Here is a 15,503-nt window from a genome sequence, read left to right as displayed (position 1 = left end):
CACTCAACGCTTGCTTTGCTGCCTCAATGCAGTGACGCTGGCGATAATCATCCCAATCGGCTTTTTCTTTAGTCGGTGGTAAAGATACCCACCCACAGATAGAGCGGCCTTTTCTGCGGCAATCTTGCCGACGTTCTTTTTTAGTTTGCCGTTTTTGTCCCGTTCGCCTTGTTCGTGCCAGTCATTATCAGCCGCAAGAATGATTTTCGCGTTTGGCCATTGCTTTCTGACCAATTTATTATTTTCTACCAAGCCTGCATGTTCCAGTATGGCTTGTTCTATTCTTTTAGCTGGCTCCTGCAATTCATCAGCACCAAAATGTAAATACCCCTGAGTAACATCAGCACTGCGTAATATTCTGTGATTCATCAGGCGCTTCAAAATATAGTTACCGACGCCCACTAATTCAGCGATTGTACCGAACGTGCGACGGGCATCGTTCCATTTGAAGGGTATCGGTAATGGGAAGTTCGAGCGGATCGCCGTTTTTGGTTGTTTCTATCCAGAAGTAATGACCTCCCATATTCACACGATCCCAAGTAAGGTTAAAAATCTCTGACTTACGTAGTCCAGTAAACATAGCCATTTCAACCGCGTCACATGCAGCAACGGCGACATCATCCCTTCCATTTTCGGCTTTATCCCGAACAGTAGCTACCCAAGAACTTCAAGCGCCTTTGCCCTGGCGTTATCAATGGAGAGATCAGGAAATCGGCCTAATATCGCGCGGATAAACTTTCCGTTTCTCTTTCTGGAAATGCAAAAGCTCTTAACTCCGCTCGTACCGATACGAATACGTAAACCATTTACCACCGTATCACCATACTCAACTTGTCCGCGTTCTGCGGGTGGCAGGCTTTCCAGTTTGGCTTTCGTGAATTTGAAAGTTTCCACATCTCCCCCTCTATATTGAAAAGTGAAAACCCACTTTTCCATTGTTACCAAGCAATGAAGGTATCCTGTGAATCGTTTTCAGGCTGTAGGATACCTATAGGACACCGTAGGCAAGTATTTTAGGTTATTTATGGGTATTTATACAGTGGTTGTGAATTTTATAATTTATTGAAAATAAACAATAAGCATAAATAGGTAGGAAGTTATATCCAGCCTCATAATCGCTTGGTCACTGGTTCAAGTCCAGCAGGGGCCGCCAAATTTTAGCTGTTAAATCAGCAAGATAGACCACTCAAACGCGAGTGGTTTTTTTATGCCTGTAGCAAAGTGTCGCACAACATTTCTGGACATTACTCTATTCACGATTTTTTACTGGATATTTTTAGCTCATCAAAACCAAGAGAAAAAAATTTTTGGGCAATAGAATAATTCTTATTGATTTCAGTTTCTCAATGACCACAAAGCCGCACTGTTACTGTATTTAAAAATTTCTTTTAGCCTTTCCTCGCGACCCAATTTCTCACGTAAAACAGATATTTCCGTTTTATATCAATTGGTTAACGTTTTCTCTGCGATCCGTTCTAGATCCAAAAACTGAAATTCCCTGAAAATCTTTTCACTCATTTCATTTTGCAATGTTCCCCACACTGCCCGTGCTGACGCGGTTTGGCGACTTGCTTTGTAGGATTTTAAAACTGAAATAATTTTTTGATCCAAAACGTGCAGGCGGGTGCGGTGTAATGCGTTTTACGTCAGGTTTACGTTTATTTCGTGGGGATTGTGCTGCGTAGACGTGACATAGACACGCGATCCAAATTAACCACGAGGGGAAGTCAGCTTAATTGATTATGGCTCTGTGTACGTCTGATTGCGTTTTATGGCGGGTAATGAATTTGAAGGATAAGAAAGCAAATAGTATACAATTAAACTTTATGGGTATAACACCTATAAAGTTATTGAACCCTCGAATATTTATAGGCATTATACCCACACACTAACAAAACGGAGGGTTGATGAGCAGTGCAGAGTTAATAAAACGCCTAATAGCTGACGGATGGATAAAAGCAAGACAAGACGGAAGTCATGTCACGTTAACCAAGTCGGGAGTCATGAAGATAATCACCGTACCGCATCCTAGAAAGGATGCTTCAAAGGGCATTATCAGGCAGGCACAAAATATTTCAGGATTGAAGTTGCTATAGCACAAGGAGCGGTCTAACCGCTCCTTCTCTGCGCTACTCATCATAAAACAACGAGGTACACTATGATTTATCCACTCTTTATCTTTAAAACCGAAGATGGGTTTGACGGTTACTTTCCAGATGTTGAGGGCTGTTTTTTCGCTGGCGATACCTTGGAAGACACTATCCGTGATGCTGAAAGCGCTTTCGGGCAGCACATGGAAGTTTTGACTGAACAAGGCGGTTATGTTCCTGCCCCTAAAGACCCATCTGATTACATCAATGATTCTCGCTTGTCTGAGGATGGCGGAGTTATCGCGCTCATTGAGTTAGATCCCGCTAAATATGAATCAAAGGCGGTCAAATTTAATTTAACCATGCCCGGCAATCTATTAACCGCGATAGACCGCTACATTGAGAAAAACGGACACTATAAAAACCGTTCTGCTTTTCTCGCTGAATTAGCCAGAAAAGAAATTGCTCATCCCTAATAGATCAGGGCAGGAAACTGCCCTGACGCCAAGATTAGCCAATCACCGGCGAATACTTCTCTTGCAACCCCTCCGATTTAGCGGCCGTGTTGCGTATCACGCTGGCGTCCTCCGGCGTGCCGGTGTTGTGATGGGTATGGGCGGCAGTCAGTTCGGCCAGCTCCCTGACCACATCCAGTGTCTCTAACATTAGGTCCATCATGTTAAGTTGCTGACTGCCTACCCAGACCACGGGGCAACGGGACGGCCTGATACACCGGCGCGGCGGCGTTTTGACCGTCATCATCCAGCAATTGCATATCCACGGCGTAGTGTGGCCGAAACGGGTCAAAAATATCCCCACAGGCCGTGCTTTCCATGTGGGCCTCAATCCGGGCGAACTTGGGCAAGTGCAGGCCAGCCGATAACTCGGGTAAGCGGCATCCATCTGCCGCTGTATCGGGGTTTTGCTCTCCGATTGGTGGCCTTTGGGCAACCACGTGATGGCCATCTTTTCATTAGTTATGATTAACCTTATTCAGCCGCTGTTGGTTGACCACAAAGCCCGGCCGCAATGACTGGATCATAGGCAGGGTTATCCCGTCTAAAAATCCCCAAAAATGCCTTACTCCTTATGGCGTGGGAAGTATGGTAATAACCTACCGCCAGTGGATCTCAAGATGCTGCTCAGCCAAGGGATCTATAAGTGGAAAAAATGATATGTGTAATGTTTTGAATGCTTATTTCATCAATGCAAGAATAAAAACCAAACCCACTATTCTTTATTAATTTAAATTTAATTAATTTCTTATTGAATTAACCAACACTTAAATAACGGTAAAAATAGAGTAAGTATTCAAGGAGTATTGAAGGTTTATAACAAATACATTCGTAACTTCAATAAAACATCGAATTTATCACCACGTCATTTTAAGTTACTCGTTAATAACAATACGAATATATTCCCAAGCATCATTCGAATCCTCTTCAAAAATGAAGTTGTATAAAAAATGACATCGCGTATCCAAAGTGGGTTCATCAACAAAACGAATAAAAAATAAAATTCCATTCATGACATAAATGAATTTATTTTTGCTATATTACACCCAAATTTAAACTAACAGATTAAATGGACAAAAAATAACTAAAAAGCAGTTAATATGGTATAAAAACCAATAAAAAAACAGCAATAATATCTAGAAAATAAAATAAAATCCTCAATGAGATGGTGAATAGAATAATAAATGTAACAGGACTATCAAAATTTATTTAAACTATTTGGCATAAAAGTCACTATGTCATAAGCTATATAACTTCTTCTAAATCAGAGAACAATGATGAAAACGTCACATAAGCTATTAATCAGTCTGGCTTGCGTTGTCATGCTTTCAGGCTGCGCACGTAATACACCGATATTAACCCCTCAAACCACTATCATGACTCACAATTCTCTGCCTGATGTCAAAAAAGCGATTTTGGAAGCAGGCCAAAAACGTAAGTGGGTTATGACTGAAGTTTCACCGGGTGTCATTAATGGGTATTTGAAAAATCGTGATCATGATGCGCAAATACGCATCAATTATACCAACAAAAACTACTCTATTAACTATGTGACCAGTCACAATCTAAAAGCACATAACGGGAAAATTCACCGCAATTATAACCGTTGGGTCAATAATCTGGATAAAGACATTCAGTTAAATTTAGCCCTGCTGAGTAATCATTAAGCACCCATATTAAAGCCTATCCCAAGTAATCATCCATTTCTGATGAGATAGGCTTTCTTTTCAATCTATTTACTGACAACAGGTATATTAGATACATGATCTCTGCCTATAATTATGACAAAGATGAACTCAGTGCCCTTGAAGCCATCACTGAGGCTCAACGCATTGCCTTTGCTCCCATGCTATTTCAGACTGCAATCGGGCTACGTGATTGTGGCATTTTATCTTTCTTAGATAAAAACCATAAAAACGGCGCAACGAAAGAGGAAATATGTAGCCATTCTGAATTAGATGGGTACGGTGTAGGTATTTTGCTCAATATGGGATTGAGTGGCAGAATTATCATCAAAAAAGATGAGCGTTATTTCATCAGCAAAATTGGCCATTATTTGTTGCATGATAAAATGACCCGCGTCAATATGGATTTTACCCAAGACGTTTGTTATCAAGGGCTATTCCACCTAAAAGAATCGCTTATGAAAAATAAGCCCGCCGGTTTGAAGGTTTTTGGCGAATGGTCAACTATTTACCCAGCGCTGAGCCAATTGCCTGAACCGGCGAAGACCAGTTGGTTTTCATTCGATCATTTTTATTCTGATTCGGCATTTAATGCAGCATTGAAAACCGTTTTCTCCATGATGCCCGGCGTGATTTACGATGTGGGAGGCAATACAGGAAAATGGGCATTGCGCTGCTGCCAATATGACAGTAAAGTCAGCGTCACTATTCTGGATTTACCCCAGCAAATAAAACTGGCTGAAGAAAATATCCGCAGCCAAGGCATGGCTGATCGTATTTTCGGCTACCCTGTTGACATGTTATCGGATAATGAACTCCCCACAGAAGCGGATATCTGGTGGATGAGTCAATTCCTGGATTGTTTTTCCGAAACACAAATTGTAGATATTCTGCGCAAAATCTCAGCAGCGATGAAACCCGGTGCACGGATCTGCATCATGGAACTGTTCTGGGATTGTCAGCCTTTTGAAGCGGCGGCTTATAGCCTTAATGCAACATCGCTTTATTTTACATGCATGGCAAACGGCAACAGTCGCTTTTATAGCATTGATGACTTTACCCAGTTCCTGAATAAAGCAGGGTTGGTCATAGAAAATCAAATTGATCAGTTAGGGCTTGGGCACACATTACTGATCTGCAAAAAGCAGTAACGAACGGTATTTCATGAAATTGACATTGGATATTACAGATTGGCAGGCCATCGCTCCGGGGCTTTCCACGCCTGAAGAATGGGCAGCATGGTCTGCATCATCACCCGCAATCATTGATGAGTCGCACCCACTGACAAAATGCACCCAACTTCCCATGATGACGGCCCGCCGTCTCAGTTCTGGCAGTCGTCTTGCCGTGGATTGTGGTTTGGGAATCCTGCGCCGTAACCAAGTCGATGCCATTGTTTATACCAGCCGCCACGGTGAGCTGGAGCGCAATTATCAAATATTGCAAAATCTGGCGCTAACCGAGAGTGTTTCACCCACGAATTTTGCCATGTCCGTACATAATTCTTCAGTGGGCAATCTCACGATTGTGGCTAAAGCCCCTCTGGTTTCCTCTTCTGTTTCTGCTGGCATTGACAGTTTCCAGCAAGGATTGTTTGAAGCTTTGACGCTCCTCCATGTTGGTCACCGCAACGTCCTGCTCGTGGATTTTGACGGCGTCATTCCGAATTTTTACCACAATGCCATTCCGGCCAATACCCCCACTTATCCGTTTGCGGTCGCACTGCTGTTGGAACAAGGCCCACCTCTTTTATGCCAGAAACAGGTTCATTGTGATCCAAACGTTTCATCGTTAAGAACGGCATCACCTCTCCCTCAGAGCCTACAATTTTTACATGGCTGGTTGCGGGGCGATAAAAATTTTTCTGTTTCAGGTGAGCATTGCCAATGGAATTGGAGCCGATGAGATGATGAAAAAAGCAACCGTCAGTTTCACTGAACGCATTAATGGGTTCTGGCGTCTGCTCATGACCGGATTTTGTTTCGCTTTGTTTGGCATGGGAGGGTTACTTCTCTCCCTTGTCTGGTTTAATTTATTGTTGATTTTTCAACGCAACGAAGACAAACGCCGCCGTCTTGCACGTCATAGCATTTCGTTCAATTTTCGTCTGTTTCTTTTTTTGACCCGAAAATTGGGGGTGTTGGATTACCACTTTCACGGTCTGGAAAAGCTGCGGGCAGATAAAGGCTGCCTGATTGTTGCCAACCATCCAACATTGCTGGATTACGTCATACTGGCCTCCACTTTGCCGGATGTAGATTGCATCGTGAAATCTGCGTTGCTGCGCAATCCTTTTATCAATGGCGTGATCCGTTCCGCAGGTTATCTCATCAACAGTGATGCAGAAACGTTGCTGCCCATTTGCCGTGAACGGTTGGCTTCCGGCAGCAATATCCTGATTTTTCCGGAGGGAACACGCACAACGCCAGGGTTGCCCATCTCACTTCAGCGAGGCGCTGCCAATATCGCTGTGCGGTGTGAGTGCGATTTGCGGATAGTACACATTACTTGCAGCCAAACGATGTTAAACAAAAAAAGCAAGTGGTATCAAATCCCACCGAAAAAGCCGATTTACACCATCACCGTTGGCGATCAACTCACCAACGAGAATTTTGCTGTCGACACTGAAAACGGACATGCCATTGCTGCCCGTCAACTCAATCGTCAGCTAACTCAATTACTAACACCATCACATTAATAGATGTCGGATATGACGATGCAAGAATTACATATTGAAATAAAACAACTCATTATAGACACCCTGAATCTGGAAGATCTCTTACCGGCTGACATCGAAACCGATGCCCCCCTGTTTGGCGACGGTTTAGGATTGGATTCCATTGATGCATTGGAACTGGGTTTGGCAGTCAAAAACCGCTATAGCATCGTGTTGTCCTCAGAAAGCGAAGAAATGCGCCAACACTTCGCTTCTGTCGCCACATTGGCGGCTTACATCCAATCGCAGCAAGTATAAAAACAGGGGGCATCATGGAAAAACAAGCCATTTTTCAGGAAGTTTCGCAATTGTTAGTTCAGTTATTTGAACTGGCTCCTGAAGAGATTACCCCTGAATCACGACTGTATGAAGATTTGGAACTCGACAGCATTGATGCCGTTGACATGGTCGTGCATTTACAGAAAAAAACCGGACGCAAGATCAAACCGGAAGCGTTTAAATCTGTCCATACCGTTCAGGATGTTGTGGATGCCGTCGAACAATTATTGAAAGAAGAGTAATTGCTGAAAGAAAAGCAATTGTTGGAAGAAGAATAACCAGTTTAGCAGAGACACGCAGCAAACATTTGGGTAATCAATTGAACTCGTTAATTTTATTTCTCCGCATTGTGAATACCATGATGCTAATCGTCTGGCCTTTTTTGGTATGGGCGATGGTTAACTGCGGTCAATTTCACACAATGTTGGTTGTCATTATTCTGTTTTTTGTTTTGCGATTGCTGCTGAGCAGGCAGCAATCCCGCAATCCGCAAAATAGTGGCTGGAATTCCGGATGGGTATTATCCATTGCCGGGATTACGCTGGGATTAGCCAGTTTATTTCTGCACAACCATCAATTGCTGATGTACTACCCAGTGGTTGTCAATCTCGTTTTACTGACTGTGTTTGGCAGTTCATTGCGTTATGGGCCTCCCATCATTGAAAGAATGGCTCGATTCAAAGAGCCTCATCTACCGCCAGAAGGCATTGCCTATACACGCAAAGTCACTTACATCTGGTGTCTGTTCTTTATGTTCAATGGCACAGTGGCGCTTGGCACTTGCCTGTATAACGATATGAACCTATGGACATTATGGAACGGAATGGTGAGCTATCTGTTAATTGGATCACTCATTTCCATTGAATGGTTGGTGCGCCAACGGGTAAGAAAAAAATGAAAGCACAACCCATATCCCAATGGCTATCAGAGGATAATTGCCCCAACAGGCTAATCAGTTGGGGCAGCAATACTCGTAATTTGAATACGCTTCGGCAAGATGTCACCGCACTCTACCGGCATCTGGAAACACTGGGCCAGACAACACGCTCAGCTTCCCGCTGGGCCCTATGTTTTGAGGATAGCTACTTTTTCTGTGTCGCATTGCTGGCAACGCTGCATGCAGGCAAGACACCGGTTATTCCCGGGCATTGCCGCGAAGCCCAATTACAGGAACAGCAATCGTTGTTTGATGGAGTGCTGACGGATTTGCCGCTGAATCTAACCTGTCCTTGCTGGCAGGTTGCCTCCTCTAATCTGGAGATGGCGGCCACCGCCCATGCATCCCTTGATACACCGCTACCCGCCATTCCTGCTGATGCAGCGCTGGTCATGTTCACATCCGGTTCAACAGGCATGCCCCAGCAAGTCACTAAACCGGTCGCGGTAATGGATCTTGAATCCCAGTGGCTGGCTTTCCTGTGGGCAGATAAATTGCAATCTTGTATTATCAGGGCTTCGGTCAGCCATCAGCATTTATACGGATTAACGTTCCGCCTTTGGCTGCCCATGTCCTTGGGTTTACCTTTCGACTGCAAGCAGGTGGAGTTTCCTGAGCAATTGGCAAATAGCCCGCGTTGTGCCCTGATAAGCAGCCCGGCTTTTTTGCAGCGGCTTGATGGTAAGCTCCCGGCCCCAGATTGCCATTTCGTGGTTTCTGCGGGTGGGCCATTGCATTTTAACCACGCCGAACAAGTCATGCGGTGGCTCAATATTGCCCCCAATGAGATTTATGGTTGTACCGAAACGGGCATTATGGCTTGGCGCAACCGCAAAACCGATGATGCCCTCTGGGTAAAATTCAAGGATGTGTCATTCTTCGGAGATGAAGAAGAAAACCTGCGTGTCTTTTCTCCCCTGCTCGCTGATCCCGCGGGTTTGGTGTTAGATGATCACGTTGATTTTGACGACCACGGTAACTTCACATTGCTGGGTCGCCGTGACCGCTCGGTAAAAATCGAGGAGAAACGCATTTCTTTGTCAGAGATCGAGCGCCGCCTGTGTGAAATCAATGAAATCACGGATGCCGCTGCGTTGCTCATCCGTCGGGGAAACCGCAACCACATTGGGGTGGTGGTGGTCTTGAAACAAGAAGCCCATCAACATTATCGGCAACAAGGGATACGCAAGTTTTCACACGCTTGGCGCGCCCAATTGAAACCGTTGTTAGAACCCGTCGCATTACCGCGTTACTGGCGAGTCATTGAGGCCATTCCCTTGAATGCTCAAAGCAAGCGCTCATGGCCTGCATTACAGGAACTATTTGATGAAACCCATTGAAATTCACCGTGAGCACCCCGCTCAGAATGAGGTCATAATACAACTGTATTTAGACCCTGATTTAGCTTGGTTTCGTGGGCATTTTCCCATTCAACCACTCTTGCCGGGTGTCGCTCAAATCGATTGGGCAATACATTATGCCCAAACTCTGCTTGCACCAGATTGGTCTTTTGCTGCCATTGAAATGGTGAAATTCCAGTTTCCTCTCCTGCCGAAAGACAAACTCCGATTGAAAATGAAATGGGAAGAAGAGAAGCACCTCCTGTCTTTCCATTATGATGTGGAAATCCCGAATGGCGACGGATACCAAACGGCAAGCCAAGGAAAGGTAAAGCTATGCCGTTGAGTGTGAACACAATGACGCCTTGTGTGGTGATCCCGTGTTATAACCACGGCAAAACCATGCAGGCTGTACTGGAGCAGCTCTCCTCCCATCAACTTCACTGTTTCATTGTGGATGATGGCAGCGACGCCGATACTCAACACCGTCTTGCCTTTCTGGCTACGTCTGTTGCCAATGTGACCCTGATCCGCCTTGAGCACAATCAAGGCAAGGGTGGCGCAGTGATGGCAGGAATGCGGGCAGCTGTGGCTGCTGGGTACAGCCATGCCTTACAAGTGGATGCCGACGGGCAGCACTGCCTTGAGGATATTCCCCTCTTTCTGGCTAAAGCCCAGCAATATCCTGCAAGCTTAATCTCCGGCCGCCCGATGTATGACGTTTCAATACCGAAATCCCGCCTTTACGGGCGCTATATTACGCATTTTTGGGTTTGGGTAGAAACCCTCTCTTTGTCCATCAAAGACAGTATGTGTGGTTTTCGGGTTTATCCATTGGCCGCCACGCTGCAATTGCTGGATAGAAAGGAGATTGGCCGACGAATGGATTTTGATATCGAAATCATGGTACGGCTGTATTGGCAAGGGACAGAAAGTGTCTTTGTGCCAACAAAAGTCACCTACCCTGAAAATGGTTTGTCCCATTTTGATGCGTTGCGAGATAACCTCAGCATTTCATGGATGCATACCCGTCTCTTTTTCGGCATGTTGCCGCGCATTCCATCGCTGCTGTGGCGCAAGCGCCGCCATTGGTCCGATATTGAAGAGCGTCAGGGGCTGCTTGGCATGAAATTTATGTTGGCGGTTTACCGGAAATTGGGACGCAAGCCCTTTGAGTGGTTGCTGTATCCCGTTGTCGGTTATTTCTGGGCGACAGGTGGCGCACAACGCCAAGCATCCCGCCAGTACCTTGAGCGCCTCAAGCACACCATGCAACGCAAAGGGTTCACAATGCCACACAAGTTGAACAGTTATCACCATTATCTCCGTTTTGGCGGGGCAATGCTGGACAAGATAGCAAGTTGGCGAGGTGATTTTAAATGGGGAAAAGATATCAAGTTTGCTGCGGGAGCAGAAGAAACACTCTTGGATGGCGATTCAGGCGGTAAGTTACTGCTGGTTTCACATTTGGGGGATATTGAAGTTTGTCGGGCTTTGGCCCAACACTCAGGGCAACAAACTATCAATGCCTTGGTATTCACTGAGCATGCTCAACGTTTCAAGCAGATCATTGAAGAAGTCTCACCGCAAGCAGGCATCAATTTATTGCCGGTTACTGATGTGGGAGCAGATACCGCCATCATGTTGAAAGAAAAAATTGATGCGGGCGAATGGGTTGCTATTGTGGGTGACCGGATTGCCGTCAATCCTTCGCGCGCCGATATGCCTCGTGTTGTCTGGAGTGAATTTCTCGGCCACCCCGCTCCGTTTCCACAAGGGCCATTTATCCTTGCCTCGGTATTGCGCTGTCCCGTGCTATTGATGTTTGCCCTCCGGCAAAATAACCAATTCAACATTTATTGCGAGCATTTTGCCAACCCGTTGGAACTGCCACGCAAACAAAGAGAGCAAGCGTTACAGCAGGCGGTGGATCACTATGCTTCCCGACTTGAACACTACACGCTGCAATCACCGCTTGATTGGTTCAACTTTTTCGATTTTTGGCAATTGCCGACGGATCGAGCCAATAAGGAATAATACATGCTAACTGACCCCCGTTTTACTGCCGAGGTTGAATTGACCGTGCCATTCCATGATGCCGACCCAATGGGGGTTGTCTGGCATGGCAATTACTTCCGCTATTTTGAAATAGCCCGAGAAGCGTTAATGAACCAGATCAATTATGGTTATAGCGAAATGCGTGAGTCAGGCTATGTCTGGCCTGTTGTGGATGCCAAGATTAAGTATCGTGCCTCGGTGCTCTTCGAGCAAAAAATTCGTATCAGGGCCACCATTGAAGAGTATGAAAATCGGTTGAAAATTGCCTATCAGGTTTTTGATGCGGCCAGCGGCCAAAAAACCACCCTCGGTTACACCATTCAAGTTGCTGTATCTGAAAAGACAAAGGAAATGTGCTTTGTCAGCCCAGACATTTTATTTGAACGTATGGGAGTCAAACCATGAATGCATGGCGGGGGTTCCAGTTCTTCCTGACAGTAAATTTCCTGCTGTTCAATAACGTGGCCCATGGCATTACGCTTGATGAATTGCAGCAACGATTCGCTCATCAACCTGTCGTTCGGGCTGATTTCAAGCAAGTGCGCCAAATCCAAGGGATGTCCCAGCCCCTGAACTCCAGCGGTGAAATGCTGGTTTCACCGCACAAGGGGTTATGGTGGCATCAGCAAAAACCGTTTCCACTGACAATGGTATTGAACGACAGTCACATGGTGCAGGTTTTGCCGGGGCAAGCGCCGCAAGTCATTACCGCAGATTCCAATCCGCAACTGTTCCAATTCAATCATCTGATGCGCGCCCTGTTTCAAGCCGACCGTACCGTACTGGCGGAAAACTTCACCATCGAATTCCACGATCTGGGACAGGAAAAATGGCGTTTGGTACTGACACCCAAAACTTCACCGTTGGACAAGTTATTCACGGCAATTACCCTGAATGGACAGAAAAATCTTGATGGCATTCTACTTGCCGATCGCCAAGGTGATCGCACAGAACTCTCTTTCACACAACACCGATTGACACCAGAGACGCTGAGTAATGAAGAAGAGCAACACTTCAAATTCTGAGCCGCACCTACCGGCATTATTCTGGTTGTTGGTGTGTGCTGCCTTGCTGATTGCCTTAACCGTTCTGCTGCCTCAATCTCGCTTGTCCACCAGCGTATTGGCGCTGTTACCCGCACAAAGTGCCGGGAACATGCCCCCCGCATTGCAAGAGGAGTTCATGCAGCGCCTTGACCGCCAATTGGTGTGGATGGTCAGCCCCGGCAAGAAAGAAGATGAAAAACCGGCCCAATACTGGTTGGAACATCTGCAAAAGGTGCCCTTTCTGACCCGCATCAAAGGGCCGATGACCACAGAGCAGCAACAAGCATGGGGTCGTTTTTACTACGAACACAGAAACGCGATGCTCGATCCCGCCACGCGTGGCAGATTGAAAGACGATGGCAGCTTGCAGGCAAACTGGATATTGTCTCAGGTCTATTCCGCTTTTTCCGGTGTCAGCGGGCAAGAATTGAGCAATGACCCCTTAATGCTGGTCAGGGGGTCACAATTGGCCCTCCAGCAGACATCCAGCCAATTGCGGCTTCAAAATGGCTGGTTGGTCGCCAAAGATAATGCCGGTAGAAATTGGTATCTGCTCCACGGTGAACTCCAAAGCCCCTCTTTTGATATGCAGCAAGGGCATCATGCTGTCACTGAACTGGAACAGTTGCAACAATCGCTGAAAACGCAATTTCCCGATGCAGAAGTGATGTCTCGGGGCACGCTGTTTTACAGTGATTACGCAACACAACAGGCAAAACACGATATTTCGACATTAGGCAGTGCCACCGTATTCGGGGTATTTTTATTGATCTACGGTGTTTTCCGTTCCTCCAAGCCGTTGTTGTTGTGTGTCCTCTCCATCAGTACTGGTGCATTGGCGGGTACAGTCGCGACATTAAGTCTCTTTGGTGAATTGCATTTCATGACGCTGGTCATGAGCATCAGTATCATCGGTATTTCCGCTGATTATGCCATTTACTATCTGACAGAGCGGATGGTGCATGGGCAAGAAGTCACGCCGTGGCAAAGTATGCAAAAAGTGTTGCCTGCTTTGTTAATGGCATTGGCGACGACGGTCATTGCTTATCTGATCATGATGTTCGCCCCTTTCCCCGGTTTGCGCCAATTGGCTGTATTCGCCGCCGCAGGGCTAACGGCGTCCTGCCTGACTGTCGTTTGCTGGTATCCTTCATTGGTAAAGAATCTGCCGGTACGCCCTATTCCTGCCATGATCACGCTCATGCGCTGGCTGGCTTTGTGGCGCCGCAACAAGCGATTTGCAATGGGCCTGCCTGCCATTTTGGCCATTTTTGCGGTACTGGGAATTTCCCGTTTGCAGATCAATGATGACATTGCCCAATTGCAGGATTTGCCGCAGGACATCCATCAGCAGGAGCAACGCATCGCCACATTGACCGGGCAACGCAGTGACCAAAAATGGTTCGTGGTTTACGGCGAGAATGCAGAACAAACTCTGCAACGGCTGGAATCCTTTATCCCAAAACTGGATGCAGAGAGGCAACAAGGCAACATTCGTGATTACCAACGCCTTCCCCTCTCTTCCCTTGCCCAGCAACGCAAGGATCTTGCACTGCTCAAGGCGGCCATTCCCCTTGTTATGGCCCGTTTGGCGGAGGCTGGGATAACCATCAAGCAACCCGATACTCACCCCATGACCGTCACACCGAACGAATGGCTCACCAGTGTTGTCAGCGAAGGATGGCGTTTGATGTGGATAACGTTGCCAGAGGGGCAAAGTGGGGTTTTGTTGCCCGTCAACGGCGTGAAAGACAGTGTGCTGATGCGCCAATTGGCGGAAAAACAGGAAGGTGTCAGTTGGGTAGATCGCAAACTGGCTTTTGATGAGATGTTTAAATTTTACCGCACCATGCTTGGTTGGTTGCTGGTGGGATCAATTATGCTTATCGCGGTCAGTTACCTTGTGCGGCTTGGTGTGCGGCGTGGTATCACCAGCATATTGCCCTCATTGCTGTCCCTCGGTTGTGGGCTGGCGGTTCTCGGTTTCAGCGGCCATAGCCTTAATTTGTTCTCAATTCTGGCTTTGGTTCTGGTGTTGGGCATTGGCATCAACTATACCCTGTTTTTCAGTAACCCAAGAGGAACGGCATTGACTTCTTTACTGGCAATCAGTGTCGCAATGTGCACTTCGTTGCTCACTTTGGGCATGCTGGTATTCAGTCACACTCAAGCCATCAGTAGTTTTGGCATCGTGCTGTGCAGCGGGATCTTTACGGCATTCCTGCTATCCCCGCTGGCAATGCCTGAACGCCAAAAAAGGAAAAAGAAATCATGATACGGCGATTTATCCTGTCCCTGACTTGCCTGTTGGCAGCCTGTACACATTTCCCGCAAGACAACTCGCCCAGTGCGTGGCTTAAACCGGGTGTCCGTGTTTTTCTGCCAGCACCCGCCATCACACCGGCCATTAATGAACAGCAATTGCTGACTGCAACGGTAAAGGGCAAATCACAGTCACTGATTGTGCTGCTCAATGCGGATGCCCAGCATCTGTCACTGGCGGGTTTGTCTTCCTTGGGCATCAGGCTGTTTAAGCTGGATTACGATGAAAAGGGCATTCATGCCGAGCACGCCATTGTGTTGCCGGAGCTTCCTCCTGCCAATCAGGTTCTGGCCGATATCATGCTCAGTTATTGGCCCATTGCGGCTTGGCAGGCCCAGTTGCCCAGTGGATGGAAACTTCAGGATAACGGGAATCTTCGTCAACTCCATGACAAAGAGGGGAAATTAATTACAGAGATTCATTATGAAACCCAAAATGGTACACGGCGCCCGATCCGTGTCCAACAGTTTATTTTTGGCTACGATATTGCCATTCAGCATCTGGAAGAATAAAC

General features: G+C 46.6%; 18 protein-coding genes and 1 pseudogene. 16 read left to right on the top strand and 3 right to left on the bottom strand.

Features of this window, described 5'->3' with window-relative positions; all coding sequences use genetic code 11:
- Positions 1–219: 219 nt before the first annotated feature.
- Positions 220–894: pseudogene (locus tag Xsze_RS06970) on the bottom strand (integrase family protein); the annotation flags it as partial.
- 1,013 nt (positions 895–1,907) lie between these two features.
- Between Xsze_RS06970 and Xsze_RS06965 the strand changes: the two are divergent.
- Both Xsze_RS06965 and Xsze_RS06960 read left to right on the top strand, forming a co-directional pair.
- Positions 1,908–2,096, top strand: coding sequence for a type II toxin-antitoxin system HicA family toxin (locus Xsze_RS06965; RefSeq protein WP_038236577.1), 189 nt, complete (start codon positions 1,908–1,910; stop codon positions 2,094–2,096).
- Between the two features lie 62 nt (positions 2,097–2,158).
- On the top strand, positions 2,159–2,566 hold the full coding sequence (locus Xsze_RS06960; RefSeq protein WP_038236580.1) for a type II toxin-antitoxin system HicB family antitoxin: 408 nt from the start codon (positions 2,159–2,161) through the stop codon (positions 2,564–2,566).
- 34 nt (positions 2,567–2,600) lie between these two features.
- On the opposite strand, the gene Xsze_RS23200 is transcribed toward Xsze_RS06960, so the two are convergent.
- Positions 2,601–2,756: a hypothetical protein gene (locus tag Xsze_RS23200; protein ID WP_339352123.1), complete on the bottom strand. Its 156-nt coding sequence runs from the start codon at positions 2,754–2,756 to the stop codon at positions 2,601–2,603.
- 13 nt (positions 2,757–2,769) lie between these two features.
- Positions 2,770–3,045: a hypothetical protein gene (locus tag Xsze_RS23195; protein WP_323852500.1), complete on the bottom strand. Its 276-nt coding sequence runs from the start codon at positions 3,043–3,045 to the stop codon at positions 2,770–2,772.
- 837 nt (positions 3,046–3,882) lie between these two features.
- On the opposite strand from Xsze_RS23195, the gene Xsze_RS06950 reads away from it, so the two are divergent.
- The 14 genes from Xsze_RS06950 to Xsze_RS06885 all read left to right on the top strand — a co-directional run bounded on the left by Xsze_RS06950 (position 3,883) and on the right by Xsze_RS06885 (position 15,501).
- Positions 3,883–4,272, top strand: coding sequence for a hypothetical protein (locus tag Xsze_RS06950; RefSeq protein WP_038236582.1), 390 nt, complete (start codon positions 3,883–3,885; stop codon positions 4,270–4,272).
- 95 nt (positions 4,273–4,367) lie between these two features.
- Positions 4,368–5,441, top strand: a complete 1,074-nt coding sequence (locus Xsze_RS06945) for a methyltransferase (RefSeq protein WP_038236584.1) — start codon at positions 4,368–4,370, stop codon at positions 5,439–5,441.
- A gap of 13 nt (positions 5,442–5,454) precedes the next feature.
- Positions 5,455–6,195, top strand: a complete 741-nt coding sequence (locus Xsze_RS06940; RefSeq protein ID WP_038236586.1) for a beta-ketoacyl synthase chain length factor — start codon at positions 5,455–5,457, stop codon at positions 6,193–6,195.
- A 1-nt stretch (position 6,196) separates the two neighbouring features.
- Positions 6,197–6,988 carry a lysophospholipid acyltransferase family protein gene (locus tag Xsze_RS06935; RefSeq protein ID WP_051462352.1) on the top strand — a complete coding sequence of 264 codons (792 nt, stop codon included), beginning with the start codon at positions 6,197–6,199 and terminating at the stop codon, positions 6,986–6,988.
- Positions 6,989–7,006: 18 nt separating this feature from the next.
- Positions 7,007–7,264: a phosphopantetheine-binding protein gene (locus tag Xsze_RS06930; RefSeq protein ID WP_038236588.1), complete on the top strand. Its 258-nt coding sequence runs from the start codon at positions 7,007–7,009 to the stop codon at positions 7,262–7,264.
- A gap of 11 nt (positions 7,265–7,275) precedes the next feature.
- The gene (locus Xsze_RS06925) at positions 7,276–7,527 is read left to right on the top strand and encodes an acyl carrier protein (protein WP_038236591.1); all 252 of its coding nucleotides are present in this window, start codon (positions 7,276–7,278) and stop codon (positions 7,525–7,527) included.
- Between the two features lie 77 nt (positions 7,528–7,604).
- Complete coding sequence (locus tag Xsze_RS06920) at positions 7,605–8,183, top strand: COG4648 family protein (protein WP_038236865.1); 579 nt, start codon at positions 7,605–7,607, stop codon at positions 8,181–8,183.
- Positions 8,180–9,562 (top strand): AMP-binding protein, encoded by a 1,383-nt coding sequence (locus tag Xsze_RS06915; protein WP_038236593.1) that lies wholly within the window; start codon positions 8,180–8,182, stop codon positions 9,560–9,562. Before Xsze_RS06920 ends, Xsze_RS06915 begins: the two co-directional genes overlap by 4 nt.
- Positions 9,549–9,908, top strand: coding sequence for an ApeI family dehydratase (locus tag Xsze_RS06910; protein ID WP_038236596.1), 360 nt, complete (start codon positions 9,549–9,551; stop codon positions 9,906–9,908). The genes Xsze_RS06915 and Xsze_RS06910 overlap by 14 nt, the downstream gene beginning before the upstream one ends.
- The gene (locus Xsze_RS06905; RefSeq protein WP_167331003.1) at positions 9,899–11,599 is read left to right on the top strand and encodes a glycosyltransferase family 2 protein; all 1,701 of its coding nucleotides are present in this window, start codon (positions 9,899–9,901) and stop codon (positions 11,597–11,599) included. Before Xsze_RS06910 ends, Xsze_RS06905 begins: the two co-directional genes overlap by 10 nt.
- A 3-nt stretch (positions 11,600–11,602) precedes the next feature.
- A complete protein-coding gene (locus Xsze_RS06900) occupies positions 11,603–12,025 on the top strand; it encodes an acyl-CoA thioesterase (RefSeq protein ID WP_038236599.1) in 423 nt (140 codons plus the stop codon).
- Positions 12,022–12,645: an outer membrane lipoprotein carrier protein LolA gene (locus Xsze_RS06895; RefSeq protein WP_038236602.1), complete on the top strand. Its 624-nt coding sequence runs from the start codon at positions 12,022–12,024 to the stop codon at positions 12,643–12,645. Before Xsze_RS06900 ends, Xsze_RS06895 begins: the two co-directional genes overlap by 4 nt.
- A complete protein-coding gene (locus tag Xsze_RS06890) occupies positions 12,617–14,941 on the top strand; it encodes an MMPL family transporter (protein ID WP_038236605.1) in 2,325 nt (774 codons plus the stop codon). The genes Xsze_RS06895 and Xsze_RS06890 overlap by 29 nt, the downstream gene beginning before the upstream one ends.
- Positions 14,938–15,501 carry a DUF3261 domain-containing protein gene (locus Xsze_RS06885; protein WP_038236608.1) on the top strand — a complete coding sequence of 188 codons (564 nt, stop codon included), beginning with the start codon at positions 14,938–14,940 and terminating at the stop codon, positions 15,499–15,501. The genes Xsze_RS06890 and Xsze_RS06885 overlap by 4 nt, the downstream gene beginning before the upstream one ends.
- The last annotated feature ends 2 nt before the right edge of the window (positions 15,502–15,503 follow it).

Source organism: Xenorhabdus szentirmaii DSM 16338 (genome assembly GCF_002632585.1).
Taxonomy (GTDB): Bacteria; Pseudomonadota; Gammaproteobacteria; order Enterobacterales; family Enterobacteriaceae; genus Xenorhabdus; species Xenorhabdus szentirmaii.
This window is presented reverse-complemented; position numbering and strand designations above follow the sequence as displayed.

Bases quoted from the DNA above. Each gene is read 5' to 3' on its own strand.
- Xsze_RS06965 (WP_038236577.1), top strand. From the start codon at position 1,908: ATGAGCAGTGCAGAGTTAATAAAACGCCTAATAGCTGACGGATGGATA.
- Xsze_RS06960 (WP_038236580.1), top strand. From the start codon at position 2,159: ATGATTTATCCACTCTTTATCTTTAAAACCGAAGATGGGTTTGACGGT.
- Xsze_RS23200 (WP_339352123.1), bottom strand. From the start codon at position 2,756: ATGTTAGAGACACTGGATGTGGTCAGGGAGCTGGCCGAACTGACTGCC.
- Xsze_RS06950 (WP_038236582.1), top strand. From the start codon at position 3,883: ATGAAAACGTCACATAAGCTATTAATCAGTCTGGCTTGCGTTGTCATG.
- Xsze_RS06945 (WP_038236584.1), top strand. From the start codon at position 4,368: ATGATCTCTGCCTATAATTATGACAAAGATGAACTCAGTGCCCTTGAA.
- Xsze_RS06940 (WP_038236586.1), top strand. From the start codon at position 5,455: ATGAAATTGACATTGGATATTACAGATTGGCAGGCCATCGCTCCGGGG.
- Xsze_RS06935 (WP_051462352.1), top strand. From the start codon at position 6,197: ATGATGAAAAAAGCAACCGTCAGTTTCACTGAACGCATTAATGGGTTC.
- Xsze_RS06930 (WP_038236588.1), top strand. From the start codon at position 7,007: ATGCAAGAATTACATATTGAAATAAAACAACTCATTATAGACACCCTG.
- Xsze_RS06915 (WP_038236593.1), top strand. From the start codon at position 8,180: ATGAAAGCACAACCCATATCCCAATGGCTATCAGAGGATAATTGCCCC.
- Xsze_RS06910 (WP_038236596.1), top strand. From the start codon at position 9,549: ATGAAACCCATTGAAATTCACCGTGAGCACCCCGCTCAGAATGAGGTC.
- Xsze_RS06905 (WP_167331003.1), top strand. From the start codon at position 9,899: ATGCCGTTGAGTGTGAACACAATGACGCCTTGTGTGGTGATCCCGTGT.
- Xsze_RS06900 (WP_038236599.1), top strand. From the start codon at position 11,603: ATGCTAACTGACCCCCGTTTTACTGCCGAGGTTGAATTGACCGTGCCA.
- Xsze_RS06895 (WP_038236602.1), top strand. From the start codon at position 12,022: ATGAATGCATGGCGGGGGTTCCAGTTCTTCCTGACAGTAAATTTCCTG.
- Xsze_RS06890 (WP_038236605.1), top strand. From the start codon at position 12,617: ATGAAGAAGAGCAACACTTCAAATTCTGAGCCGCACCTACCGGCATTA.
- Xsze_RS06885 (WP_038236608.1), top strand. From the start codon at position 14,938: ATGATACGGCGATTTATCCTGTCCCTGACTTGCCTGTTGGCAGCCTGT.